27 protein-coding genes are annotated in these 23,430 nt (G+C 66.1%); 13 read left to right on the plus strand and 14 right to left on the minus strand.

Annotated elements, in window-relative coordinates:
* Nucleotides 1-172 precede the first annotated feature (172 nt).
* Together HWX87_RS14465 and HWX87_RS14470 are read right to left on the minus strand one after the other, a co-directional pair.
* Nucleotides 173-661 (minus strand): hypothetical protein, encoded by a 489-nt coding sequence (locus HWX87_RS14465; RefSeq protein WP_176047733.1) that lies wholly within the window; start codon nucleotides 659-661, stop codon nucleotides 173-175.
* Nucleotides 662-788: 127 nt separating this feature from the next.
* A complete protein-coding gene (locus HWX87_RS14470; RefSeq protein ID WP_176047734.1) occupies nucleotides 789-1,166 on the minus strand; it encodes a hypothetical protein in 378 nt (125 codons plus the stop codon).
* A 497-nt stretch (nucleotides 1,167-1,663) separates the two neighbouring features.
* Here HWX87_RS14470 and HWX87_RS14475 point away from each other — a divergent pair, with 497 nt between their 5' ends.
* The 3 genes from HWX87_RS14475 (at nucleotide 1,664) to HWX87_RS14485 (ending at nucleotide 3,980) form a co-directional block, all read left to right on the plus strand.
* Nucleotides 1,664-2,017, plus strand: coding sequence for a DOPA 4,5-dioxygenase family protein (locus HWX87_RS14475; protein ID WP_176047735.1), 354 nt, complete (start codon nucleotides 1,664-1,666; stop codon nucleotides 2,015-2,017).
* A gap of 119 nt (nucleotides 2,018-2,136) precedes the next feature.
* Complete coding sequence (locus HWX87_RS14480; protein ID WP_176047736.1) at nucleotides 2,137-2,574, plus strand: nuclear transport factor 2 family protein; 438 nt, start codon at nucleotides 2,137-2,139, stop codon at nucleotides 2,572-2,574.
* Nucleotides 2,571-3,980 (plus strand): MFS transporter, encoded by a 1,410-nt coding sequence (locus HWX87_RS14485; RefSeq protein ID WP_176047737.1) that lies wholly within the window; start codon nucleotides 2,571-2,573, stop codon nucleotides 3,978-3,980. The genes HWX87_RS14480 and HWX87_RS14485 overlap by 4 nt, the downstream gene beginning before the upstream one ends.
* Nucleotides 3,981-4,004: 24 nt before the next feature.
* Here HWX87_RS14485 and HWX87_RS14490 read toward each other — a convergent pair whose 3' ends face one another.
* The 3 genes from HWX87_RS14490 to HWX87_RS14500 all read right to left on the minus strand — a co-directional run bounded on the left by HWX87_RS14490 (nucleotide 4,005) and on the right by HWX87_RS14500 (nucleotide 7,119).
* Nucleotides 4,005-4,625 carry a hemolysin III family protein gene (locus HWX87_RS14490; protein ID WP_176047738.1) on the minus strand — a complete coding sequence of 207 codons (621 nt, stop codon included), beginning with the start codon at nucleotides 4,623-4,625 and terminating at the stop codon, nucleotides 4,005-4,007.
* A 196-nt stretch (nucleotides 4,626-4,821) separates the two neighbouring features.
* Nucleotides 4,822-5,028: a YbdD/YjiX family protein gene (locus HWX87_RS14495; protein ID WP_006480280.1), complete on the minus strand. Its 207-nt coding sequence runs from the start codon at nucleotides 5,026-5,028 to the stop codon at nucleotides 4,822-4,824.
* Between the two features lie 12 nt (nucleotides 5,029-5,040).
* Entirely contained in the window at nucleotides 5,041-7,119 is a 2,079-nt protein-coding gene (locus tag HWX87_RS14500) for a carbon starvation CstA family protein (protein WP_122948294.1), read from the minus strand.
* 566 nt (nucleotides 7,120-7,685) lie between these two features.
* Between HWX87_RS14500 and HWX87_RS14505 the strand changes: the two genes are divergently transcribed.
* The 3 genes from HWX87_RS14505 to HWX87_RS14515 all read left to right on the plus strand — a co-directional run bounded on the left by HWX87_RS14505 (nucleotide 7,686) and on the right by HWX87_RS14515 (nucleotide 9,149).
* Nucleotides 7,686-8,084, plus strand: a complete 399-nt coding sequence (locus tag HWX87_RS14505) for a hypothetical protein (RefSeq protein ID WP_176047739.1) — start codon at nucleotides 7,686-7,688, stop codon at nucleotides 8,082-8,084.
* 89 nt (nucleotides 8,085-8,173) lie between these two features.
* A complete protein-coding gene (locus tag HWX87_RS14510; RefSeq protein WP_176047740.1) occupies nucleotides 8,174-8,581 on the plus strand; it encodes a hypothetical protein in 408 nt (135 codons plus the stop codon).
* A complete protein-coding gene (locus HWX87_RS14515) occupies nucleotides 8,556-9,149 on the plus strand; it encodes a hypothetical protein (protein ID WP_176047741.1) in 594 nt (197 codons plus the stop codon). Before HWX87_RS14510 ends, HWX87_RS14515 begins: the two co-directional genes overlap by 26 nt.
* Before the next feature lie 119 nt (nucleotides 9,150-9,268).
* On the opposite strand, the gene HWX87_RS14520 is transcribed toward HWX87_RS14515, so the two are convergent.
* Nucleotides 9,269-10,759 (minus strand): alanine/glycine:cation symporter family protein, encoded by a 1,491-nt coding sequence (locus HWX87_RS14520; protein WP_176047742.1) that lies wholly within the window; start codon nucleotides 10,757-10,759, stop codon nucleotides 9,269-9,271.
* 240 nt (nucleotides 10,760-10,999) lie between these two features.
* On the opposite strand from HWX87_RS14520, the gene dapF reads away from it, so the two are divergent.
* A complete protein-coding gene (gene dapF / locus HWX87_RS14525; protein ID WP_176047743.1) occupies nucleotides 11,000-11,830 on the plus strand; it encodes a diaminopimelate epimerase in 831 nt (276 codons plus the stop codon).
* Between the two features lie 134 nt (nucleotides 11,831-11,964).
* Here dapF and HWX87_RS14530 read toward each other — a convergent pair whose 3' ends face one another.
* The 3 genes from HWX87_RS14530 to HWX87_RS14540 all read right to left on the minus strand — a co-directional run bounded on the left by HWX87_RS14530 (nucleotide 11,965) and on the right by HWX87_RS14540 (nucleotide 15,149).
* Complete coding sequence (locus tag HWX87_RS14530) at nucleotides 11,965-12,393, minus strand: PRC-barrel domain-containing protein (protein ID WP_176047744.1); 429 nt, start codon at nucleotides 12,391-12,393, stop codon at nucleotides 11,965-11,967.
* Between the two features lie 133 nt (nucleotides 12,394-12,526).
* Complete coding sequence (locus tag HWX87_RS14535) at nucleotides 12,527-13,657, minus strand: 3-deoxy-7-phosphoheptulonate synthase (RefSeq protein WP_244137672.1); 1,131 nt, start codon at nucleotides 13,655-13,657, stop codon at nucleotides 12,527-12,529.
* A gap of 193 nt (nucleotides 13,658-13,850) precedes the next feature.
* Nucleotides 13,851-15,149: a lipase family protein gene (locus HWX87_RS14540; protein WP_176047745.1), complete on the minus strand. Its 1,299-nt coding sequence runs from the start codon at nucleotides 15,147-15,149 to the stop codon at nucleotides 13,851-13,853.
* Nucleotides 15,150-15,575: 426 nt separating this feature from the next.
* Between HWX87_RS14540 and HWX87_RS14545 the strand changes: the two genes are divergently transcribed.
* From HWX87_RS14545 to HWX87_RS14555, 3 genes are read left to right on the plus strand one after another with little or no spacing between them, the layout of a single operon-like run.
* A complete protein-coding gene (locus HWX87_RS14545; protein ID WP_176047746.1) occupies nucleotides 15,576-16,130 on the plus strand; it encodes a hypothetical protein in 555 nt (184 codons plus the stop codon).
* Nucleotides 16,131-16,158: 28 nt separating this feature from the next.
* Entirely contained in the window at nucleotides 16,159-16,581 is a 423-nt protein-coding gene (locus HWX87_RS14550) for a hypothetical protein (RefSeq protein ID WP_176047866.1), read from the plus strand.
* Nucleotides 16,569-16,718 carry a hypothetical protein gene (locus HWX87_RS14555; RefSeq protein WP_176047511.1) on the plus strand — a complete coding sequence of 50 codons (150 nt, stop codon included), beginning with the start codon at nucleotides 16,569-16,571 and terminating at the stop codon, nucleotides 16,716-16,718. The genes HWX87_RS14550 and HWX87_RS14555 overlap by 13 nt, the downstream gene beginning before the upstream one ends.
* Nucleotides 16,719-16,751: 33 nt before the next feature.
* Here the strand turns inward: HWX87_RS14555 and HWX87_RS14560 are convergent, their stop codons facing one another.
* Complete coding sequence (locus HWX87_RS14560) at nucleotides 16,752-17,459, minus strand: YceH family protein (protein ID WP_176047747.1); 708 nt, start codon at nucleotides 17,457-17,459, stop codon at nucleotides 16,752-16,754.
* A 384-nt stretch (nucleotides 17,460-17,843) separates the two neighbouring features.
* On the opposite strand from HWX87_RS14560, the gene HWX87_RS14565 reads away from it, so the two are divergent.
* Complete coding sequence (locus HWX87_RS14565) at nucleotides 17,844-18,605, plus strand: SDR family oxidoreductase (protein ID WP_176047748.1); 762 nt, start codon at nucleotides 17,844-17,846, stop codon at nucleotides 18,603-18,605.
* A gap of 17 nt (nucleotides 18,606-18,622) precedes the next feature.
* On the opposite strand, the gene HWX87_RS14570 is transcribed toward HWX87_RS14565, so the two are convergent.
* From HWX87_RS14570 to HWX87_RS14580, 3 genes are read right to left on the minus strand one after another with little or no spacing between them, the layout of a single operon-like run.
* Nucleotides 18,623-19,327, minus strand: coding sequence for an MOSC domain-containing protein (locus HWX87_RS14570; protein WP_176047749.1), 705 nt, complete (start codon nucleotides 19,325-19,327; stop codon nucleotides 18,623-18,625).
* Nucleotides 19,324-20,220, minus strand: a complete 897-nt coding sequence (locus HWX87_RS14575; RefSeq protein ID WP_176047750.1) for a dihydrodipicolinate synthase family protein — start codon at nucleotides 20,218-20,220, stop codon at nucleotides 19,324-19,326. The genes HWX87_RS14570 and HWX87_RS14575 overlap by 4 nt, the downstream gene beginning before the upstream one ends.
* Nucleotides 20,221-20,270: 50 nt before the next feature.
* On the minus strand, nucleotides 20,271-21,053 hold the full coding sequence (locus HWX87_RS14580; RefSeq protein ID WP_176047751.1) for an aldolase: 783 nt from the start codon (nucleotides 21,051-21,053) through the stop codon (nucleotides 20,271-20,273).
* A gap of 134 nt (nucleotides 21,054-21,187) precedes the next feature.
* On the opposite strand from HWX87_RS14580, the gene HWX87_RS14585 reads away from it, so the two are divergent.
* Entirely contained in the window at nucleotides 21,188-21,730 is a 543-nt protein-coding gene (locus tag HWX87_RS14585; protein WP_176047752.1) for an XRE family transcriptional regulator, read from the plus strand.
* A gap of 30 nt (nucleotides 21,731-21,760) precedes the next feature.
* A complete protein-coding gene (gene hutC / locus HWX87_RS14590; protein ID WP_176047753.1) occupies nucleotides 21,761-22,498 on the plus strand; it encodes a histidine utilization repressor in 738 nt (245 codons plus the stop codon).
* Between the two features lie 73 nt (nucleotides 22,499-22,571).
* On the opposite strand, the gene HWX87_RS14595 is transcribed toward hutC, so the two are convergent.
* Nucleotides 22,572-23,420: a phytanoyl-CoA dioxygenase family protein gene (locus HWX87_RS14595; protein WP_176047754.1), complete on the minus strand. Its 849-nt coding sequence runs from the start codon at nucleotides 23,418-23,420 to the stop codon at nucleotides 22,572-22,574.
* Between the last annotated feature and the right edge of the window lie 10 nt (nucleotides 23,421-23,430).

Genomic DNA, 23,430 nt, shown 5'->3' on the forward strand with positions numbered 1-23,430 from the left:
AAAATAAGGCGCCACGGATTCGCTCCGTGGCGCTTTTGCTTTGGGCCTGCGTTTTGCCGTCACCCTGTCGCCGCGACGGCCGCGCAATCGTCGAAGCCGCGCGATTGCATCGACCGTGCCGGTGCGGCCGGCCCTGTCTCCTCCACCTTCCCTGCAAAACCGGTGTGCGGCGCTATGCGGCCAGCGGGTCGATCATGTGTGCGCGCATCTTCTCCGCCGCGCTCGCGACGAGCGCCGGCTGGCCGCATGACGCGAACGTGCAGACATGACGCCACAGCTCCGCCAGCCGATGCCGCGTGAGCGTCGCAACGCAGGCGTCGTGCGCGGCAAGCACACGCTCGAGCACCGCGCATTCGTCATCGTGCAGCGTCCATGCGCCGCTTTGCGCCGCGCGCGCCGCACTGGCTTCGAGCGCGCGCTCCGCGTGGACGCACAGGTCGATGTCCGCTTCGGCATACCGCGTATCGTCGAGCGCGAGGAACACCAGGTAGACGCTCGTGCGCAACCGCATCAGCAGCGCTTCGTTGCCGTGCTCGCCACGCAGCGCGACGAGCGCCATGTGGCATTTCAGCGAGATGTCGCGTGCATGCGCGGGGGGCAGCGGCAGTAGCCACTCGCGCGTCAGCGGCACGTGGCGACGGTGTTTCCGGGCGGCCTTCATGATTCGCGCCCGCTTGCGGGCGCTTCGCTGCGTGGCGACGCCGCTCGCGCGTCCGGCAGCCGGCGCAGCGCCAACGCGCGCACGTCGCCGGCCAATCGGTTCGGGCATGCCATGCTCGTCTCCTGCATCAGAACGTGTTCTCGCCCTTCAGGTAGTACGCGGTCTTCACGAAGAACGCCTTCACCGGATGGCCGCTCTGCGCGTCGCGAGCGGCGCGCGCTTCCATCGCGGCGCGCTCCTCGCGCGACCGGTCAGGCACCGGATTGTGGACACGGTCGAGCGCTCGCTGCATCGCAAGCGGATAGTCCTGGTTGCCGGCCGTCGTCGCGCGATAGCCGACACGCGTCATCTGCATCAGTTGCGCATTGGTTTCGGCACGCGCCGCCGACCAGGTCGACTGCGCGGCATTCGACGACCAGTCCGGGCCGGCAGACTGCGCAAAGCTGACGGCAGGCAGCGCAACGAGTGCGCAGGAAAAAACAGCAACGGGAACGAGGGATCGCATAGTGGCCTCCAGATGGTTGTCCCCGCATCGATCGTGATCGTCGATGCGTTGAAATCATCGTATGTCGTGCCGCATGCCACTTGAATAGCCGATTCCGCAATTGATATTTTCAGCTTCGCAAGCCGGCATGCGAGCGCGTCATTCGCGAATCGCTTCGAACGGGAATTTCTTTATTTCATTCAACGACCTGATCGCGTTTATACGCGCGACCGGAAGCGGCGCACATCGCGCTTTTTCAATTTCCGAAATGACGTGTTGCCGGTGCGATCCCCGTCTGCGCCCCTGCCGGCAAGGGTTCCGGCGTGATATCGCGCACGCGGATACCGCAGAAACCAATTCGTCGGATCAGCGGTGCCCTGATACAGGACAAGTCATCGGCGCCGAATTGCCGGATTGCGACACGACGTGCCCGGCCAGGACGCGCGATAATCACGCATCGGCCATTCGCATCGTTTCGCACGGCCTCTCATGCATTCCCTTTTTCATCGAGTCCTTCCATGGCTGCCCTCGACACCACCGCCATCGACAGTTGGCACGCGCACGTCTATTTCGATGCGGCCAGCCGCGACGCGGCCTGGGCGTTTCGCCAGGTCGTCGACGAGCGGTTCGGCGCCGTCATCGAGCTCGGCCGCTTTCACGAGCGCCTCGTCGGTCCGCATCCGGCCTGGTCGTACCAGATCGCGTTCGATGCCGCGCGCTTCGACGAGATCGTGCCGTGGCTCGTGCTGAACCACGGTGCGCTCGATATCTTCCTGCATCCGAATACGGGCGACGATCTGCGCGATCACCGCGATTGCGCGGTGTGGATCGGAAAATCGTATGGGCTGAATCTCGACGCGCTGGCGGGGTAAGCACGGTCCACGGTGCAGCCATCCCAAGGCTTCATCCACGTTTCGGGTTGACGTGAAACGTCTCGCGGCGGTGCGCCCATACAGTGGGTTTCCGCCAACGACGCTTCCGGACGCCCGCCATGACACCCGCAGAAACCGACGCCGACGCCCGGCGCATCCATGAAGACTGGCACGCAGCCGTCGTCGCGCGCGACCTCGATGCGCTGATGGCGCTGTATACCGACGACGCGGTGCTCGAAACACCGCTCGTCGTCGTCACGCTGCCCGCGCACGGCTCGGGCGTACTGCACGGCAAGGCCGCGATCGGCGCGTTCTTCACGGCCGGCCTGCGCAATCCGGGCAACAGGCTCGGGCGCTGGTACCGCACCGGGCTGTTCTTCTCGAACGGCCGCCAGCTCACGTGGGAATATCCGCGCGAAACGCCGGAAGGCGATCAGGTCGATCTCGTCGAGGTGATGGATCTCCGCGACGGGCTGATCGTCCATCATCGCGTGTATTGGGGATGGGTCGGCTTTCTCGCGCTGCGGGCCGCCGCGCCGGCGCCGAACCGCGCATGACGGCCGCCGCACCGAACCAGGCCGCGGCCCGCCGTGTGCTCGCCGCGACCTGCGTGAGCTACACGCTCGTGCTGCTCGACGCGTCGATCGTCAACGTCGCGCTCACCGACATCGCGCACACGTTCGGCAGCCGCGTGGCCGGCCTGCAATGGATAGTGAACGCTTACACGCTCGCGTTCGCGAGCCTGCTGCTGACGGGCGGCACGCTCGGCGACCGGCTCGGCGACCGCACCGTCTATGTCGCGGGGCTCGCGGTATTCGTCGCCGCGTCGGCACAGTGCGGCCTCGCGCCGACCCTCCCGGCACTCGCCGCCGCCCGCGCGTTGCAAGGCGTCGGCAGCGCGATGCTGGTGCCCTGCTCGCTCGCGCTGATCAACCGGGCATTCCCCGCTCCGGCCGCGCGCGCATCGGCGATCAGCCTGTGGATGGGCTGCGGCGGCATCGCGATGGCGTCGGGCCCGCTGATTGGCGGGCTGTTGATCGATCTGTTCGGATGGCGCAGCCTCTTCTTCGTGAACCTGCCGTTCGGGCTCGCCGGCATCTGGCTCGGCCGCAGGATCGCGCGCGGCGCCGCCGACGTGTCGCGGCGGTTCGACTGGGGCGGACAGGCAGCCGCCATCGTCGCGATCGCGGCGCTGATCGGCACGCTGATCGAAGGCCCGTCACTCGGCTGGCGCTCGGCGCCGATCTTCGGCGGTGCCGTGACGAGCATCGTCGCGTGGATCGCGTTCGTCGCGATCGAAACGCGGCGCCGCGAACCGATGCTGCCGCTCGCGTTTTTCCGCAACCGGCTGTTCGCGGGATCGACGTTCGTGTCGATGGTGTCGGCGTTCGTGTTCTACGGCCTGCTGTTCGTGCTCAGCCTGTTCTATCGACAGGTTCGCGGCGCGAGCCCGCTCGACACGGGGCTTGCGTTCCTGCCAATGACCGCGATGGTCGCACTCGGCGGGTTGTGTTCGGGGCGGCTGGTGGCGCGCTTCGGCGCGCGCGGCACGATGTGCGCGGCGTTCGGGCTTTATGCGGCCGGCGCGCTCGGTATGACGGCCATCGGGGCGACGACACCCGCGTGGCTCGCCGTCGCGCCCATGCTCGCGATCGGCTTCGCATCGGGATTCATCTCGCCGGCCGCGACGTCGCCGGCGCTCGGAACGGTCGACCGGCGCCGCGCCGGCGTGGCGGCAGCAGCGCTGAACGCGGCGCGGCAGAGCGGATCGGCGCTCGGTGTGGCGATCTTCGGTGCGTGCATCGCGACGCTGCAGCCGTTTCCGGTTGCGATGCGGGTGGCGCTGGTCCTGGCGATCGCGCTGTCGGCGCTCGCCGCGGTAACGTGGTGGATCACGACGCGGTCGACACCGGCAACCGGCGAATCGGCCGCGCACCTGCAGGCGGCCGCCACACGCCGCTAGCGCATTGCGCGGCGGACGCGCCGTTCACGCGACATACATCGCGACACTGACGAACTGGCACAGGCTGCCGGCCAGCACGAAAAGGTGCCAGATGCCGTGCCCGTGGCGGATGCGTTCGTCGTTGATGAAGAAGTAGATCCCCGCGCTGTAGATCAGGCCGCCCGCCACGAGCCATGCGGTGCCGACCGGCGGCAGCGCGTGGATCAGCGGACGCACGGCGACGAGCGCGAGCCAGCCCATCAGCACGTACAGGATCATCGACAGCATGCGCGTGCGGCGCCCGAGCGTCAGCTCCTGCACGATGCCGAACACGGCGAGCCCCCAGCTCACGCCGAACAGCGACCAGCCCCACGGGCCGCGCAACGTGACCAGCGTGAACGGCGTATAGCTGCCGGCGATCAGCAGGTAGATCGCCGAATGGTCGCATTTCTGCAGGATCGCCTTCAGGCGCGGGTTGCGCACGCTGTGATACAGCGTCGAGATCGCGTAGAGCAGGAACAGCATCGCGCCGTACACGCTGAAGCTCACCACCTTGTACGGATCGCCTTCGAGCGCGCCCATCGTCACGAGCGCCACGAGGCCCGCCACCGACAGCACCGCGCCGACGAGGTGGGAAATGCTGTTGAAACGCTCACCGACATGCACGACGTGTTCTCCTGCGGGTCCATCGGGAAAAGAGAGAACCCTATGATACCGGCGGCCGGATTTCGCCGTGCTGCGCCTGGGCAAACGGCGAAGCGGCCGCCGCACGATGCGTGCCGCCGCGGCCCCAAAGAAAAAGCGCCGCGATCTCCATCGCGGCGCTTCCCTTTCGATTACCGAACGGCTTGAACAGCCTGGTTCAGCAACACTTCCCTGCTCCCGACCCGTACCGCGCATTCTGGCGTTCGCGGAAAAATTCCTCGTACGTCATCGGCTCGCGGTCCGGATGGGTTTCGCGCATGTGCGCGACGTAGGTGTCGTAGTCGGGCAGGCCGACCATCAGCCGCAACGCCTGCCCGAGGTAACGCCCCGCGCTGCGCAGGTCGCTGCCAAGATCGCTGAACATCGCGGCCTCCGCTCAGCGTCCGCTGCCGAGCGCTTGCGCGGCCGGCATCGCTTCGTACGGCGTCTCGCGCACGGTCGGCTTCGACTCGCGACGCGCGCGCAGCACGGCGATCACGCCGTACACCGCGATCGCCACGACGACGAAGATGAACAGCCCGGCCAGCGCCGCATCGATGTAGTCGTTGAAGATGATCCGCTGCATCTGCGCGATCGACTTCGCCGGGGCCAGCACCTTGCCTTCGTCCACCGCGGCCTGCAGCTTCGCGGCGTGCGCGAGGAAGCTGACCTTCGGGTTCGCGTCGAAGATCTTCTGCCAGCCGGCCGTCAGCGTGCAGATCAGCAGCCACACGGTCGGCACGATCGTCACCCACGCATAGCGCTCGCGCTTCATCTTGAACAGCACGACGGTGCCGAGCACCAGCGCGATCGCGGCGAGCATCTGGTTCGAGATGCCGAACAGCGGCCACAGCGTGTTGATGCCGCCGAGCGGATCGACCACGCCCTGGTACAGGAAGTAACCCCACGCAGCCACGCACAGCGCGGTGGCGACGAGGTTCGCGGGCAGCGACTCGGTGCGCTTGAGCGCCGGGTGGAACGTACCGAGCAGATCCTGCAGCATGAAGCGGCCCGCGCGCGTACCGGCGTCGACAGCCGTCAGGATGAACAGCGCCTCGAACAGGATCGCGAAGTGATACCAGAACGCCATCATCGCTTCGCCGCCGATCACCTGGTGCAGGATGTGCGCCATGCCGACGGCCAGCGTCGGCGCGCCGCCCGCGCGCGCGATGATCGTCGTTTCGCCGACGGCCTTCGCGGTCTGCGTCAGCATGTCGGGCGTCAGCACGAAGCCCCATTGCGTGACGGTGTTCGCGACGGCTTCAGGCGTCGTGCCGAGCACGGCGGCCGGCGCGTTCATCGCGAAGTAGATGCCCGGCTCGATCACGCTCGCGGCGACGAGCGCCATGATCGCGACGAACGACTCCATCAGCATCGCGCCGTAACCGATGAAGCGCGCGTTGGTTTCGTTGTCGATCAGCTTCGGCGTCGTGCCCGACGAGATCAGTGCGTGGAAGCCCGAAACGGCACCGCACGCGATCGTGATGAACAGGAACGGGAACAGGCCGCCCGACCACACCGGGCCCGTGCCGTCGACGAACTTCGTCAGCGCGGGCATCTTCAGTTCCGGTGCGACGACCAGGATGCCGATCGCGAGACCGAGGATCGTGCCGATCTTCAGGAACGTCGACAGGTAGTCGCGCGGCGCGAGCAGCAGCCACACCGGCAGCACCGATGCGACGAAGCCGTAGCCGATCAGGATCCACGTGAGCTGCGTGCCCGTGAACGTGAACCACGCGGCGAGCGTCGGCGAATCGTGCACGTGCTGGCCGAACGCGATCGACGCCATCAGCAGCACGAAGCCGATGATCGACACTTCGCCGATGCGGCCCGGGCGGATGTAGCGCGTATAGACGCCCATGAACAGCGCGATCGGAATCGTCGCGGCGACGGTGAACGTGCCCCACGGCGAGTTGGTCAGCGCCTTCACGACGATCAGCGCGAGCACCGCGAGGATGATCACCATGATCAGGAACGCGCCGAACAGCGCGATCACGCCGGGCACCGTGCCAAGTTCCATCTTGACGAGATCGCCGAGCGAGCGGCCGTCGCGGCGCGTCGAGATGAACAGCACGATGAAGTCCTGCACCGCACCGGCGAACACGACGCCGGCCAGGATCCACAGCATGCCGGGCATGTAGCCCATCTGCGCGGCGAGCACCGGGCCGACCAGCGGCCCCGCGCCGGCGATCGCGGCGAAGTGATGGCCGAACAGCACGTACTTGTTGGTCGGCACGTAGTCGAGGCCGTCGTTGTACTTGACGGCCGGCGTCATCCGCAGCCCGTCGAGCTGCATGACCTTGCTGGCGATGAAACGGCTGTAGAAGCGATACGCGATCAGATACACGCAGACTGCGGCGATCACGATCCAGAGGGCACTCACGCGCTCGCCGTGTGCGAGTGCGATCGTTCCGAACGAGAACGCGCCGAGCAGCGCGACCGCGATCCAGAGCAGGGTACTGGAAGCCCGATTCATGGCGTCTCCTGGTCTCCAATGTGGTTTTGATGGCGTGCGGCGCAGGAGCCGCACACACGTGACGTCGATGCGTCGTGCCGCAGTCTCGCAGAGGCCGCGACAATGGGCCGTAGTATTCCGCGCGATGGGGGCGGCTTACAAGCGGTTAACTACGTATGCGGAGCTACGTAGAATTACGTAGGCACACTTTCGCCGTTCGAAAGAAAGGAAAAGGGGAATCCGTATTTTGAGGTGGATGAATGGCGCACTACCACATCTAGTCAGGTGCGGTTTTCCACCGGAATCGGTGCCGAAACCGGTGTCACTGTTCATCGCGCAGTGCGTGCCGGGATTAACGAAACGGCAGTTGATCGCGCGCACGACGAAGCTCGGTTGGAAGCCGGTGTGGGAGCCGATTCCGACTCTCAAGCGAGACGGACTAGAGGCATTCGACTTTGCGCTAACGGTCAAAGATGTAGAAGTCCCCGTGATCGCTCGCATACGCAGGGCCGCGACGGAAGTGACGCCGGCGAGGCGTGCCACAGCGGGACCCACGTCAAATTAGTTTGTCCTGACGAGCGAACGAGATGAGCCACCCGCGCATTGAGGTGCATTCATTGGACACACTCGAAACAGCCATCCGGCAGGTGCAAGCGAGGCTCGTCACCTTTGATCGATGTCCGCTGGCGGACAAATCGACGACCTGCATCCAAGTCTGCGAAAGACTCGGTGCGATCGGATTGGAGCTCAATCACTACGTTGTTCGCGAGCAGGGCGAGTATGTCAAAGCGCTGAGAACGGTTGACCTCTCGCGTGCACTTCACGAAGCGCTGTCCCGCTCGTCGGTTGTTTGCCTCAATGGAGTTTGCATGCGAGAGATTCTCGCCATCCTTCGAGTGACTACTCGTCTGCACGTTTATCCGCAGCCGATTTCTCAGAGTGGGACTCTCAGAAATATCGAAATCCATCATCCCCTATCGACCTGATTCTCGAGCAAGAAAGTCGCTTCAAGAACTTCATCAATGCCGGCAATGAACCCGTTGTCGCGGGCGACAAGGGTTTCGGGATGACCCAAATGACGAATCCCGCGCCCACGTATGAACAAGTCTGGAGCTGGAAGGAGAACATCAAGGCCGGGGTTGCGCTGAGGCAGTTGAAGCAACAGGCTGCAATTGCCAGCTTCGACGGGGTGCCCTACACGGAAGAGCAATTGAGGCGCGAGACGTTCACTCGCTGGAATGGCGGGAGCTACTACAAGGCGAACACGAAAACGCAGACGCTTGAACGTCGAGACGTGCAGTGCGACACGCAGACGGGTAATATCGGTTGGGACATGAAAGATCCGACGAACGTGGGGAAAACTGAAGCGGAGCTACACGACCGTGACAAGGACGAGTACAAGAAAATGAAGGGCGGTCAGGGCAAAGACCATCGATGGATGTATTCCGGAATCTGCTATGTCGATCATATCTTCGGTAATTAAATGTTGCGTCATTTCTGTCGCTCTCGCCGGTGCAGTGAATGCGTTCGCGGATGAAGAGGCACCTACCTCAGTTCGGTTGTCGAATGGACGCGAGTTGCGGCAGGATGAAGATGGAAAGCGGCTGGTTGAGGTGGACGCTGCCCATCACCGCACGATCAAGTTGCAGTTGCCGACCGCACTTCGTCGGGCCGTCACCTCCGCGTCGAGCATTGGATTTCCATCGGCAAACTCAAAAGTTGTCGACGGAAAGGAGTTCGTGCTGGTTGTCGTGAGTCAATCGTCGAGCAACAATCCGATGGGTTATTGTGGGGCAGGGGAGGAAAGCACACTGTACGCAATCCAGATCAATGGGAATGCCGCGGTTTCGAGGTACTCAATGCCCGTGCAAAGCTGCCTACACACCGTGTCGCTCGATACCTACGTGAACAATCGATCACCGTGGCTTGCAATCGAGTGGCTTGACGATCCGCTCGGGTTCAAGATCAACTGGAGTTTCATTGACCAGACTGCGCACGTGACGCGCGAGTACCGCTACAACGGCAGCACGTTCACTCAAACCAAGAAGTAGCAGGCGACGCGCCCAATCAGCCAAACTCGCATGCTGTGGTCGGCAGCGCTCCTTGTAGTTCGGTCCTGTCGACGAGCTTATGCGTGATCAGGCGGCCCCGCGGCCGCGCCGTGCAAGCGCTACGATTGCCGTTCCGCGGTCACCACCGACGCGGTTCGACCGTCCGGCTCGCCATTTGCCGCCACCCGCTTCTCCCAGAACGTCGCATTCTCGATGCCGAGCGCGGCCGGATCGAACGACGGCTCGCGTCCCGCGCGCTTCTGCGCCTCGTAGTCGCGCAGCGCCTTGAGTGCCGGCTTCTGCAGCAACAGGATCGCGACGATGTTCAGCCACGCCATCAGCCCGACGCCGATGTCGCCCAGCGCCCACACGACGCTCGCGCTCTTCACCGCGCCGTACAGCGTCGCGAGCAGGATCACCGCGCGCAGCACGAACGTGCCGGCGGCGCTGCTGCGCGCGCGGCTCAGGTACGCGACGTTGGTTTCCGCGATGTAGTAGTACGCGAGGATGGTCGTGAACGCGAAGAAGAACAGCGCCATCGCGACGAACGCCGCGCCGAATCCGGGCAGTACCGATTCGACGGCCATCTGCGTATAGCCGGGGCCGGCCTCGATGCCGGCCGCGCCCGAGAACAGCGCGCGGCCGTTCGGCGCGACCACGTTGTAGGCGCCGGTGATCAGGATCATGAAACCCGTCGCCGAACAGACGAACAGCGTATCGACATAGACAGAGAACGCCTGCACGAGCCCCTGCTGTGCCGGGTGTTTCACTTCGGCGGCCGCCGACGCGTGCGGGCCCGTGCCCTGCCCCGCTTCGTTCGAATACACACCGCGCTTCACGCCCCACTGGATCGCCATGCCGAGCACCGCGCCGAAACCGGCCTCGAAGCCGAACGCGCTTTCGAACACCAGCCTGACGACGCCGGGCAGGCGCTCGATGTCGAGCGCGATCACGACGCACGCGATTAGGATGTAACCGAGCGCCATGAACGGCACGACGATTTCCGCGACGCGCGCGATCCGCTTCACGCCACCGAAGATGATGAGGCCGAGCAGCAGCACGAGCACCGCGCCGGTCACGGGCTTTGCGATGCCGAAGGAGTTCTCGATCGCGGACGAGATCCCGTTCGCCTGCACGCCGGGCAGCAGCAGCCCGCACGCGAGCACGGTGGCGATCGCGAACGCCACCGCGTACCAGCGGATGCCGAGCCCCTTCTCGATGTAATACGCGGGACCGCCGCGATACTGGCCTTCGCGCCGTACCTTATAGATCTGCGACAGCGTCGATTCGACGAACGCGGTGCTCGCGCCGAGGAACGCGACCAGCCACATCCAGAACATCGCGCCGGGACCGCCGAACGTGATGGCCGTCGCGACACCCGCGATGTTGCCCGTGCCGACGCGCCCCGACAGCGACAGCGCCAGTGCCTGGAACGACGACACGCCCTCCGCCGATGCCTTGCTGCCGCGCATCAGGCGCAGCATCTCGATGAAGTGGCGGACCTGCGCGAAGCGCGTGCGCAGCGAGAAGTACAGGCCCGCGGCAAGGCAGAGAAAGATGAGCGCGGGGCTCCAGATGACACCGTTGATCGAATCGACGAGTTGTTCCATGAGGCGTTTCTGTTGATGACCGGGGACGCGTGGCGGTGGGCCGGAACCGCTGCGCAAGCGCCCACGGGATACCCGGCTGCGGACAGATTCGAACCGAATCTTTCATTTATATTACATGCCTTACGGTTCGCTTCGGAATCGGGGTGAGCCCCAAGCGATGCGCCGGCCCCGTCCCGCGCCGATTGATCCGCCCCGGCAAGCCACGTACAGTGGTTCGCCTGCCCCGATTCCGGAACCGCCATGCCGATCCGATTTCAGAAGATGAACGCGAATGGCGACGACTTCGTCATCGTCGACGTACGCAGCCAGGATCAGGATCGCGTGCACACGATCGACCGCGACCTCGTACGGCGCATGGGCGACCGGCACAACGGCATCGGCTTCAACCAGCTCGCGGTCGTGTCGGACTGCGAGGACGCGGCCGCCCGCGTCGCGTTCTGGAACGCCGACGGCTCGCCGCTCGACACCTGCGGCAGCGCGACGCGCGGCGTCGCGTGGCAACTGATGCGGGAAACCGGCATGGCGTCGCTCGTGCTGCGGACCCGCCGCGGGTATCTCGTGTGTTCGACGGAGGCGAACGGCCTGATCACCGTCGAGATGGGCACGCCGCTCACCGGCTGGCGGGACGTGCCGGTCGCCGAAGCACTCGACACCCTCGCACTGCCGCTGCCCGGCGCGCCGGCCGCCTGCAACATGGGCAATCCGCATTGCACGTTCTTCGTCGACGATCTCCGCACGATCGATGTCGCGGCGCTCGGCCCGGCCATCGAAACGCATCCGCTGTTTCCGCAGAAAACCAACGTGCATTTCGTGCAGGTCGTCGATCGCACGCATATTCGCCTGCGCATCTGGGAACGCGGCGGCGGCGTGCCGCTCGGTTCGGGATCGTGTTCGTGCGGTGCGGTCGTCAACGGCATCCGGCGCGGGCTGCTCGACGATACGGTACGGGTGACCTGCGACGGCGGCGACGTCACCGTTCGATGGGACGGTACCGGCAGCGTGTTCCTGAGCGGGCCGGTCGCGTTCGGTTTCGACGGGGTGTGGGTAGACGGAGAGAATCCGGCGACCTGATCGGCGGAATGCGCGGCATTCACGGCGTGTTGCGGATCACCACGCCGTGAATGCCGGCTCGCATGGCAACCGACGGACGGCGGTCGCCAGCCCCGGCGCAACGCGCGCCGGGCTGCGATGCATCGAATCGACGATCAGTGCTTGTCGTCGAGATTCTTCGGCTTCGGCGGCGACGGCACCTTCGCGTACTGGAACGCCGGCGTCGCCTTCAGCGCTTCCTTCGTCGCGCCCGGCAGGTAGATGTTGCCCTTGCGCACGTCGAGCGACGCGATCGGCACCGCGACGTCATGCGCGGCCACGCCGAGGAAGCCGCCGGCCGACACGATCGCGGCCGACACCGAGCCGTCCGGTGCGACGATCAGGTCGCGCACGGTGCCGACCTTCTGGTTGTCGTCGTTGTACACGGTCTTGCCGAGCACGCTCTTCTTCACGCTCCAGCCTTCGAGCAGCGCCTGCGATTGCTCGACGGTCACGCTGATCGGCTGCGCACCCGCGATCTGCGCGTGTGCGCTGACGCTCGAAGCGAGGACGGTTGCTGCGATGAGGGTCTTGTAGAAAGCCATGCTGTTATGCACTCCGGTGAATTGTTGTCGGTATCGGCGGCCGGCCTCGCCGCCGCCGTGCGCGACGCTGCGCACCGGCCCATGTTAGCGCCACTCGTGCAACGCTGCATCGGACGCGATGACGCAGCCCGCGTCACGCGCCGCGCGACTGCGCGCGCCGTTGCCGCACGGCCTCCGCCAGCACATCGAGCACCGGTTCCGTCTGCGTCCAGCTCAAACACGCATCCGTGATCGACACGCCGTACTTCAGCGGCACGCCCGGCTTCAAATCCTGCCGCCCGGCCTCGAGATGACTCTCGACCATCACGCCGACGATCCGCTGCTCGCCCTGCGACAGTTGCCGTGCGAGATCCTGCGCGACGTCGACCTGCCGGTCGTGCGACTTGTTCGAGTTCGCATGCGAGCAGTCGACCATCACCTGCTCGCGCAACCCGGCCTTGCGCAGCACCGCGCAGCACGCCTCGACATGCTCGGCGTCGTAGTTCGGGCCCGTCTTGCCGCCGCGCAGGATCACGTGCGCGTCGTCGTTGCCGCGCGTCTCGAAGATCGCGGCCATCCCCATCTTCGTCATCCCCATGAACGCATGGCTCGCAGCGGCCGCGACGATCGCGTCCGACGCGACCTGCACGCCGCCGTCCGTGCCGTTCTTGAAGCCGATCGGGCAGCTCAGGCCCGACGCGAGCTGGCGATGGCTCTGGCTCTCGGTCGTGCGCGCGCCGATCGCGCCCCACGCGATCAGGTCGGCGATGTACTGCGGGCTCAGCAGGTCGAGGAATTCGGTCGACGCCGGCAGGCCGAGCGCGTTGATGTCGAGCAGCAGCTGCCGCGCGGCGCGCAGCCCTTCGTTGATGCGGAAGCTGCCGTCGAGACGCGGATCGTTGATGTAGCCCTTCCAGCCGACCGTCGTGCGCGGTTTCTCGAAGTAGACGCGCATCGTAATCAGCAGGTCGTCCTTCAGCGCGTCGGCGGCGACCTTCAGGCGGCGCGCGTAGTCGAGCGCCTGGTCGTGATCGTGGATCGAGCACGGGCCGACGACGAGCAGCAGCCGGTCGTCGCGGCCGTGCAGGATGTCGCCGATCGCGCGGCGCGTATCCTCGACGAGCGTCTGCGTGCCAGCCGGCACCGGCAGCTCGTCCAGCAGCAGCGCCGGCGAAATCAGCGGGCGCACGGCGCCGATGCGGACGTCGTCGATGCGCGTGGTGTCCTGCGTCGCGTCGGCGCTGCCTACCTCGCGATCATGGGAAGGATTGTCGAGGTTCTGCATGGTGATTCTCCGGGGGGACGTCTCAAATGATGGGCAGCCTCGATTATGGCACCCGGAGAAGGCGGCAGAGGGTGACGGCGGCGGAACGCGGGCGCGTGGCAACCGCCGCCGCGCGACGAGCGTCGAGACGTCGAAAAAAAGGGCGACCGCAAACGGGTCGCCCGGCCATTCGTCGAGTCGTACGCCGTCGCGTCTAGTGCAGCGTCTCGGGCGCCAGCGAATTGCTCGGCAGCAGCGAGGTCAGCCAGCAATTGCTCGGCGCGGTTTTCCCGTTGAAGCGGTCGTAGAGCCAGGGCAGCATCCCGGCCACCCACGGCACGATCGCGCCCGCATGCTCCAGCGGATACTCGGTGTACGTGACCGGCGTGCCGCTGGCGCAGAACTTCTGCGCCAGCGCGCGCACGTCGTACGCGAGCATCACGCCGTCGCCTACCTGGCTGCTGAAGGTGCCGTCGAGCGCGCCTGCCGTGCCCTGGCCGATGAACATCGGGATCGTCGGCGACGCGGCCAGCCCCGCATTCACCTTGTTCGCATACGTCACGTACGCCGGGATGCTGTTGATGTCGTTCGCGTATTGCGGCTTGAACAGCGTGCTCCAGTGCAGCCCCGTGTACTTCGGCAGGATGTACGCGAGCGACTGGTTCTGGATGTCCTTGAACACGGCGACGCCCGTATCGCTGAGATACGGCGTCAGGTCGAACGCATAGCCGCGCGACAGCCCGGCCAGCGCGGCCGCCGCAACGCCGCCCCACACGATGCTGCCGTCGACATAGCGCAGGTTGTGCGCGGGATCGACCAGCACGCCGCCTTCCGCCGCGCCGACGAGCTGCTTGTTGATGTCGGGCGCATAGCTCGGCGCGAGCTGCGCGGCCCAGTTCGTCGCGATTGCGCCGCCCGAATAGCCGATCATCGCGACCTTGCTCGACGGATTCAGGCCGGTCGACGGCGTATTGAGCGCCGCGCGGATCGAATCCAGCGTCGTCATCCCGTATTCGGGGCCGGCCGCGAAGTCCGCCGTCTGGCCTTCGGTATCGGGCACGATGATGTTGTAGCCGAGCAGCAGCAGCGTCGACAGCGGGATCGACTCCGCACTGTAGAGCAGCGTGCCGACGTTGATGACCTTGGTCACGTCGCGGTCGCCGGCGATCACCTGCGACGGCTCGTCGTACGGGTTCAGCGAATCGTAGGCCGACTGGTACGAAATGGCCTGGCCGTTGCTGACCTGGCTGCGGATCACCGACGTCACGTTGACGACGGGCTGGTTCTGCGCGTTGTTGGTGCGGTACAGCAACTGCTGCGCGGTCACGGCGGTCGGAATGCCGGCCACGTGATAGGTGACGTTGCGCGTCTTCAGCACCGTGCCCGGTGGAATCGATGCCAGCGGCGTGGCGCCGGTGTACGTGTAGAACGGATCGGACACGGTCGGCGCAGCGGCGCCGGCCGACGGTGCGGCAATGGCCAGCGCGGCGCACACGGCGGCCGCGACAGTCATGAGTCGTCTGGAGAACATGGGTGGGGGCCCCTGGGATAACCTGCTTTCATCGAAGGAAGTTCGGCGGTATTGCAGACCATCGTGCTTGCCGCATCAAAACCGTTTCCATGCCATCGACTGTCTCCTGTGAGTAAATGATCCGGCCTGTTCTGAATTCGTAATTTTAGTAGGAGTACAAACCGGATTAATTGAAGCACAATGCGAACACGTTCGATGGGCGTTTTCGATTGTTTGAAGGTAAACGTCTAAAACCCTGGCCGATCGATGCGAACGCACCGGCCGTTCGGCCGACTGTTCGCGTGTCGCCGAAGTACCGTACGATCACGTCTGTCCGGTAACGAAGCGGCCCGTCGTGCGACGCCGGACACACCGTGCACCGCCTGCCTGCAACCGATCGTTCCCTGCCTGCCCGACCGACACGCCACGATGACCGTATCCGAACTGCTCCGCGCCATCCGCCAACCCTACGCCGACCTGCTCGCGAAAGCGGCCACGCAACCGTCGGCGATCGTCGAGCCGGCCTACCGACAGGCCGACGGCGCGCTCGCCACCGAAGGGCCGCTCGCGCTGCCGTGTCGCGCCGACACCATCACGGCCGAAGGTGAAGCGGCCGGCCAGCCCGTGATGATCGATTCGACCACGCAGCTGGATTTCGACCCGTTCGAGTTCGATCTCGAATCCGCGGCCGTGTCAATCCGCCCGTTCGTGTGGGACTGGGCCGCGATCGAGGCTGACGGTCTCGACGAAAGCGTGGCGGTCGATGCGTTCAAGGCGTGGTTCCTCGCGTGGTTCGATGCCGACGACGATAACGAGCCGGCCGAAGACGGCCTGCACGGCATCGTGCACTACCTGTCGGAACCGGTTCGCACGGAACACGGATGGCGCGTCAATGCAGATCTCGGTTCCGCACCCGGGACGGCCGTCGAGGATCTGCTGTTCCGGCTCGTCGATGCGGGTGCTTCGCGGATCAGCGTTGGTTGAAATGGCGCTTCATCGTTCACGCACGCTCATGAAGAAAGCGCTCGCCGCACTGCTGCTGTGCAGCTCGTTCCCGGCACTCGCCACGGTGTCCACCGAAGTGTTTTGCTTCAAGTCGGATGGCGACAAACCCGTGCGCTTCGAGATGCGCACCTACTACGACGATGCAGTCAAATGGTCGGGAGGCATGGTCCGGTACGCGAACGCGAAAACAGCGCTCCCTCTGGTGATCGAACATGAAGAGGACGAAGTGCTCGCGGAAGATCGCCCGCATCAGTACACGACGACCTGGGTCGAACTGGTCGACGGCAGGATCAACGGGCGTTACGAAATGATGAGTCAGGGCGCGATGATCTATTCGATGGTCTACACCTCCGCGCGCACCGGCAAGAAGACTTCGTTCGGCCGCGCACTGGATGTCGACGCGTCCGAGCGAACCGGGTGTCGCTGGTGATGTACCCGGCGAAACTGTCATTCGCCGTGTCGGGGATCGGCTATGCGGCGGGAGCCTGTCTCGGGCCGCTGCTCGACGCGCCGATCGTGAGATCGGAGGGTGCACGTCATCTCGTGCCGGGCGTGAAGCTGAAGTAACGCGGCGGTGCGCAAGCACCGCCTTCATTTGCTTCAGGACGCGTCGCCTTGCGCGTCGACGTCGATTCCCAGCTCGCTCGCCATCCGCTGAACCAGCGCACTCAGCCGCGCCACTTCATCCGCGAGGCGCTTTTGCTCGGCCTTCAGCGCCTCGAACTCGGAAGGCGGCACCGAATCCGCACCGCCGGCATCCGCGCTCGCGAAGTCGGCCACGTTCACCTCGCCGCACATCAGGTGCATCCAGCGGTTCTCACGCGCGCCCGGCGCACGCGGCAACCGGATGACGAGCGCCTGCGCGCGCGCCGCGAGTTCGTCGAGGAACGCCTCGACCGACGAGATATCCGCGAAGCCGTGCAGGCGTGCGCTGTTCAGGCGCAGCTCGGCGGCCGTTTGCGGGCCGCGCAGCAGCAGGATCGTCAGCAGCGCGATCGCCTGGCTCGGGATGCCGAGCACGCGGTTCATGTTGTGCTCGAAACGCGGCACGCGGCTGCTGCTGCCCTCCATCACGAGGCTCAGGCGCTTCAGCTCGTCGAGCGCGGTTGTCACTTCGTCCTCGCTGACGCTCATCACCGGCGCACGCGCGGTTTTCTGGTTGCAGCCCGCGGTCAGCGCGTTCAGCGATAGCGGGTAGGTATCCGGCACCGTGTGCTGTTTCTCGACGAGCACGCCGAGAATGCGGGCCTCGAGGGGCGTGAGTTCGCGAAGGGCGCGTGGCGTGGGCGTATCCGGCGTGGTGTTCATGAGTGGCGTCGCAGCGTGCAGCAGGTGAAGGGAAACGATCGCGGCCCGTCCGGCATCGCGCACGGGCGAGCCATATGATAGCTCGCGACGCGTGGCCCCGCGCCGCTCGCCGCGCCGGCGTGCGCACTTGCCGCAGCCGGCTTTCGTCCAACCTGTCGGCGGGCCCGATAGCGCACGGTGCCGCACGGCGATGCATGCGCGCACGCCCCCGGCGTTTGCGCGATGCGCGCGCCGGCGCTACGATATGCGTTCACTCCGATATCCGTAGCGCCGCGTGCGACCGTCTTCGCACGCCGGTTCCACGCATCGCCCGCCCTTGGCGTGCTGCCGCCACGCATGCCCGCCGCTCGTCAACACCGTTCACCTCTTCACCGGTTCACCGCCATGACTGCATCTTCTTCCGCGCACGTGCGCGCCATCGTCACCGGACACACGCGCGGCCTCGGCGCGTCGCTCGCCGAACAACTGCTGCTGGAGGGCGTCGCCGTGCTCGGCGTGTCGCGCAGCCGTCATCCGTCGCTCGCGTCGCAAGCCGGCGACCGCTTCTCCGAAGTCGAGATCGACCTGTCCGATTCCGCGGCCGTCGCAACCTGGCTCGCCGGCGACACGCTGCGCCGCTTCGTCGACGGCGCGTCGCTCGTGCTGCTGTTCAACAACGCGGGCATCGTCGATCCGATCAGCCCGCTCGCCGCGCAGGACCCGGCGATCGTCGCGCGTGCGGTCGGCCTGAACGTCGCGGCACCGCTGATGCTGTCGGCGGCGCTCGCGCAAGCGGCTTCGGCCACGACCGAATGCCGGATCCTGCATCTGTCGAGCGGCGCAGCCCGCAACGCATACGCGGGCTGGAGCATCTACTGCGCGACCAAGGCCGCGCTCGATCACCATGCACGCGCAGTCGCGCTCGACGCGAACGGCGCGCTGCGGATCTGCAGCGTCGCGCCGGGCGTCGTCGACACGGGCATGCAGGCGACGATCCGCGCGACCCGCGAAGACAACTTCCCGATGCGCGAGAAGTTCGACGAGTTGAAGTCGAGCGGCGCGCTCGCGACGCCCGAGGCAGCCGCGCGGCAACTGATCGGCTATGCGCTGAGCGACGCGTTCGGCGCCGAGCCGACGGCCGACGTGCGGAACCTGCCGGCCCGATAAGCTGCAAACGCGGCCCGTCACCCTTCGAGCCGCTTCGTCCAGTCTTCGACCTGCCGCTCCGTCCGGCGCTTTTCAAGCATCTTGCGCCAGCCGGGCGGCAGCAGCGGCACGTCGCACAGCGCATCGAGCGCGGCCATGTCGAGCGTGCGCCGGTACAGGACATCGAGCACCGCCGACAGCGGCCATTGTGGATACGGGCGCTCATGCAGCGTCAGCACATCGCCCGCCTCTACCCAGCCTTCCTGCAGCACACGGTAATACCAGCCGGTCCGGCCGCTCTGCTGCACGAGCGCGGCCATTCGCGGATGATCGAAGCGTGCGTTGAGCTTCCAGCACGGCTGCCGCGACTGCGTCACCTGAAGCACCGCAAGGCCTAGCGTGAACACGTCGCCGAGACAGACATCGCGCTCGGTCACGCCGTGCGTCGACAGGTTCTCGCCGAATGCGCCCGGCTGCGCGAGCACGTCGCGCGCGCCGATCTGCGCCGACCACCACGCATAGTGGTCGTGGGCATAGTGGTGAACGGCCTTGTCAGGGCCGCCGTGATGCCGCGCATCGGCCTGCTCGTCGCCGGGAAAACCGAGCGTACCCAGCCACAGACGCGCATCGACCGGCTGCTTGTCGATCGCGCTCGCATGCGGTGTGCCGGCCAGCGGCCGGCTCGTGCCGACCCGCACCGCGCCGATGGCGGCCGCGATCGCCGGCCGTGCGTGACCGCTCATGCCGCTACGCCGTCCGGCAGTGCCGCGAGCAGGCGTTCGAGTTCGCGCGTGCGTGCGTCACCCAGCGGCAGCAGCGGCCTCCTCGGCTCGCCGGCGTCGAAGCCGCGCAGCCGCAGCCCGGCCTTCACGGTCACCGGCAACCCGCCGTTGACGATGAATTGCAGCAACGGCAACTGCGCGTGAAATACCGACCTGGCGCGCGTCAGGTCGCCCGATCGCATCGCGTCGACCAGCGCGAGCGGCAACGCGGCATTCAGGTTCGGCGCGGCCGTGCACCATCCGGCCGCACCCGCGGCCAGCGCGGCGAGCGCCATCGGGTTGCTGCCGTTGTAGAACGGGATCGTCCCGTCGCTCAACTGCGCGAGCCGATGCATCCGGCCGATGTCGCCGGTGCTCTCCTTGACCATCGTCACGTTGTCGACGGTCCGGCAGATCGTCGCGATCAGGTCGGGCGACATGTCGACACCGCTGGTCGCCGGGTTGTTGTACAGCATGATCGGGATACCGATCGCATCGCCGATCGCGCGATAGTGCGCGACGATCTCGTCGTTGCCGAGCTTCCAGTACGACACCGGCAGCACCATCACCGCATCGGCGCCTGCCTGCTCGGCCATGCGCGCGCGGCGCACCGCGCCTGCCGTGGTGAGATCGGAAATCCCGACGACGGTCGGCACGCGGCGGCGCACCGCGCGAATCGACGCGATGGCGACCGCCTCCCATTCGGCGTCGGACAGGTACGCGCTCTCGCCCGTACTGCCCAGCGGGGCGATCGCGTGGACGCCATCGGCGATGAGCCGCTCGATCAGCGCATCGAGCGCTTTCAGGTCGACGCCGCCGTCGGCGGAGAACGGCGTGACCGGGTAGGCAATGATGCCTTGCAGCAGGATGGACACGATGTGTATTCCTCAATGATTGACTGACGAGATTGAAATGACGCACGCATTCATGCGACGCAGTCCTGATGCGTACGCAGCGCGCGGCGCGCGTAATAGTCGAACGTCACCGCGTCGCGCTTCGGCTTCGAAATCCAGTCGTGCGCTTCGCGCGCCAGTGCCGGCGGCACCGGCTTGATCTCGCCGGCGGACATCGCGAGCAGTTGCAGCTTCGCGGCCCGCTCGATCAGCAGCGCGAGCATGCAGGCCTCCTCGATCGTCTTGCCGACCACCAGCTGGCCATGATGCGACAGCAGGATCGCGCGTTTGCTGCCGAGCGCCTTCGAAATGATCTCGCCCTCCTCGTTGCCGACCGGCACGCCCGGCCAGTCCTTCAGGAACGCGCAATCGTCGTACAGCGGGCAGGTGTCCATGTGCGACACGACGAGCGGCTGTTCGAGCATCGACAGCGCCGCGACATGCGCCGGATGCGTGTGGATGATGCAGTTCACGTCCGGGCGCTCGCGATAGATCCACGTATGGAACCGGTTGGCCGGATTCGGTATGCCTTCGCCATCGACGACGTCGAGATCCTCGTTCACTCGCAGCAGGTTCGCGGCCGAGATCTCGTCGAACCCGAGCCCGAGCCGCTGCGTGTAATACGTGCCGGCGTCGCCCGCGCGGCAGGTGATCTGCCCGGCCAGGCCCGAGTCGTGACCGGCATCGAACAGGATCCGGCACGTGAGCGCGAGCTTCTGCCGCGCGGACCAGCCGCTGTCGCCCACCTCGTTTTCAAGCCGCCGCTCGGCCAGCGCGACCAGCGCTTCCTTCGTCAAATTCAGCGTTTCCGCCATGTTCGCCTCCTGACTGGATCGGGTTCGCCGCGCCGTCCACGGTCGTTTCCCCGGCATCACGAGACACACAATACACCATAGGACACTTTGTGTCATGCGTTACAATCGGTTTTTCGAAGGACACCTGGCGCCCCATGACGATTCGCCTGAAGCTGCTCAGAAAACAGAAGGGCTGGACGCTCGATGTGCTGGCCGACGAGACGGGCCTCACCAAGAGCTACCTGTCGAAGGTCGAGCGCGGCCTGAGCGTGCCGTCGATCGCGGTCGCGCTGAAGCTGTCGAAGGCGCTGAGCGTCGACGTCGAGCAACTGTTCTCGGAAAGCCACAACCGCGAGCTGATCACGGTCACGCGCGCCGGCGAGCGCACGGCGATGGGTGCGTCGGCCGACCGCCACGCGCACCGCTTCGAAAGCATCGCGGCCGGCGTCGCGCCGAAGAAGATGCTGCCGTTCGTCGTGCACCCGCCGCACGAGTTCGTCGCGTCGACGTTCCGTGAGCACGAAGGCGAGGAATTCCTGTTCGTGCACAAGGGGCGCGTCGAAATCGAATTTCCGAACGAGACAGTGCAACTCAAGACCGGCGATTCAGTCTATTTCAACGCACTCATCCCGCACCGCACGCGCAGCCTCGGCACCGCGCAGGCGGAGATCCTGGTCATCGTCAGTCACGACGACTAGCCTCGTCACTTCTTCGCGCAAGGACCCCCGATGGTCACCAAGGCCACCGCACCGTTCCAGCAGATCAAGACGCTCGTTCGCCAGAACGTCGAATCCGGCGACTGGCGCCCGGGCGACCGCATTCCGTCGGAACTCGATCTCGCCGCGCAGTTCGGCGTCGCGCGCATGACGGTCAACCGCGCGCTGCGCGAGCTGACCGAGGAAGGCGTGCTGAAGCGCATCGCGGGCGTCGGCACCTTCGTCGCCGAGGTGAAGCCGCAATCGAACCTGCTGATGATTGCGCATATCCGCGATGAAATCCGCGCACGCGGGCACGAATATCGCTGCCGCGTAATGAGCCGGTCGAGCGAACCCGCGTCGTTCGACGTCGCGGCCGCGTTCGGGCTGCCGGTCAATACGCCGGTCTTTCATGTGGTGTGCGTGCACGAGGAAAACGGCCGCCCGATCCAGCTCGAGGACCGCTACGTGAACCCGGCCGCCGCACCCGGCTTCATCGACCAGGATTTCCAGACCGAACCGCCGTCCGAATACCTGTACAACAACGTGTCGCACTACGAACTGGAAATCGAGCACGTGGTCGACGCGTCGCTGCCGACCGTCGAGCAGGCGCGGCTGCTCGACATGCGCGCCGACGAGCCGTGCCTCACGCTCACGCGCCGCACCTGGACGGACGGGCTGCCCGTCACGTTCGTGCATTTCCTGCATCCGGGCAACCGCTACCGGCTCGGCTCGCGCTTCAAGCCGGGCGCCGGGCGCCACCCGACCTGACCTTTGTCACCCGCAACAAGCACACGGCGGCCGTTTCGCGATGAAACGCCCGCCGGGTTCGTGACTGCACGGCTCAGATCGCGCCAACCTGCCCCGCGCCACGCGACCACACGACCGGAAACAGCGGGTGGTCGAGCGCCGCGCCATCGGCCAGCTGTTCCGCGAGCCCGGGGAACTCGGGCGACGTCTTCCAGCGGCGCGGCGCGTGACGGATATCGTCGCCGACGAAGCGGATCGAGAACGCGCGCCGGCGGTTCTGCGTGCCGCCCGATGCGTGCAGCGTGAGCATCCGGAAGCACACCATGTCGCCGGGCTCGAGCGCCCAGTGGCGAATCGGGAACGCCGCGCGGTCGGCTTCGATGTCGGGCAGGTCCGCCAGGCTGCCTTCCGGGAACCACTTCGCCTCCTTGTCCATGAACGTGCGCGGCATCAGCCACGGCCCGCGATGCGAGCCCGCCACGAATTCCAGCGTCGATTCGAGCGGCACCGGATCGACCGGAATCCACATGCTGACGTTGTCGTCGCCTTCGATGTTGTAGTACGGCTGGTCCTGGTGCCATGGCGTGCGCTGCCGCGTGCCGGGCTCCTTCACGAGCAGGTGGTCGTGATGCAGCCGCACGTTCTCGGTCCCCATCAGCGCGGCGGCGACCGACGGCGCCGGCGAGCGCACGATGAAGTCGCGATACGCGTCGTTGTGCTGCCAGTTGCAGAAATCCTCGAAGAACCAGCCGGGATCGTCGGGCCGGCTCGCCACTTTCGCGCGCTCGCTCGGCTGGGCGAGATTCGCGTCGATGCCGGCGCGCAGCGCGGCCACTTCGTCGGGCGAAAAGATGCCCTTGATGCAGACCGCGCCTTCCTCGCGAAACGCGGCGATCAGTTCGGGCGTCACGGCTTGCGCGACGCGGTCGTGGATGCTCGTCATGGTGTGCCTG

The organism is Burkholderia sp. BCC1644, from assembly GCF_902833225.1.
GTDB lineage: Bacteria > Pseudomonadota > Gammaproteobacteria > Burkholderiales > Burkholderiaceae > Burkholderia.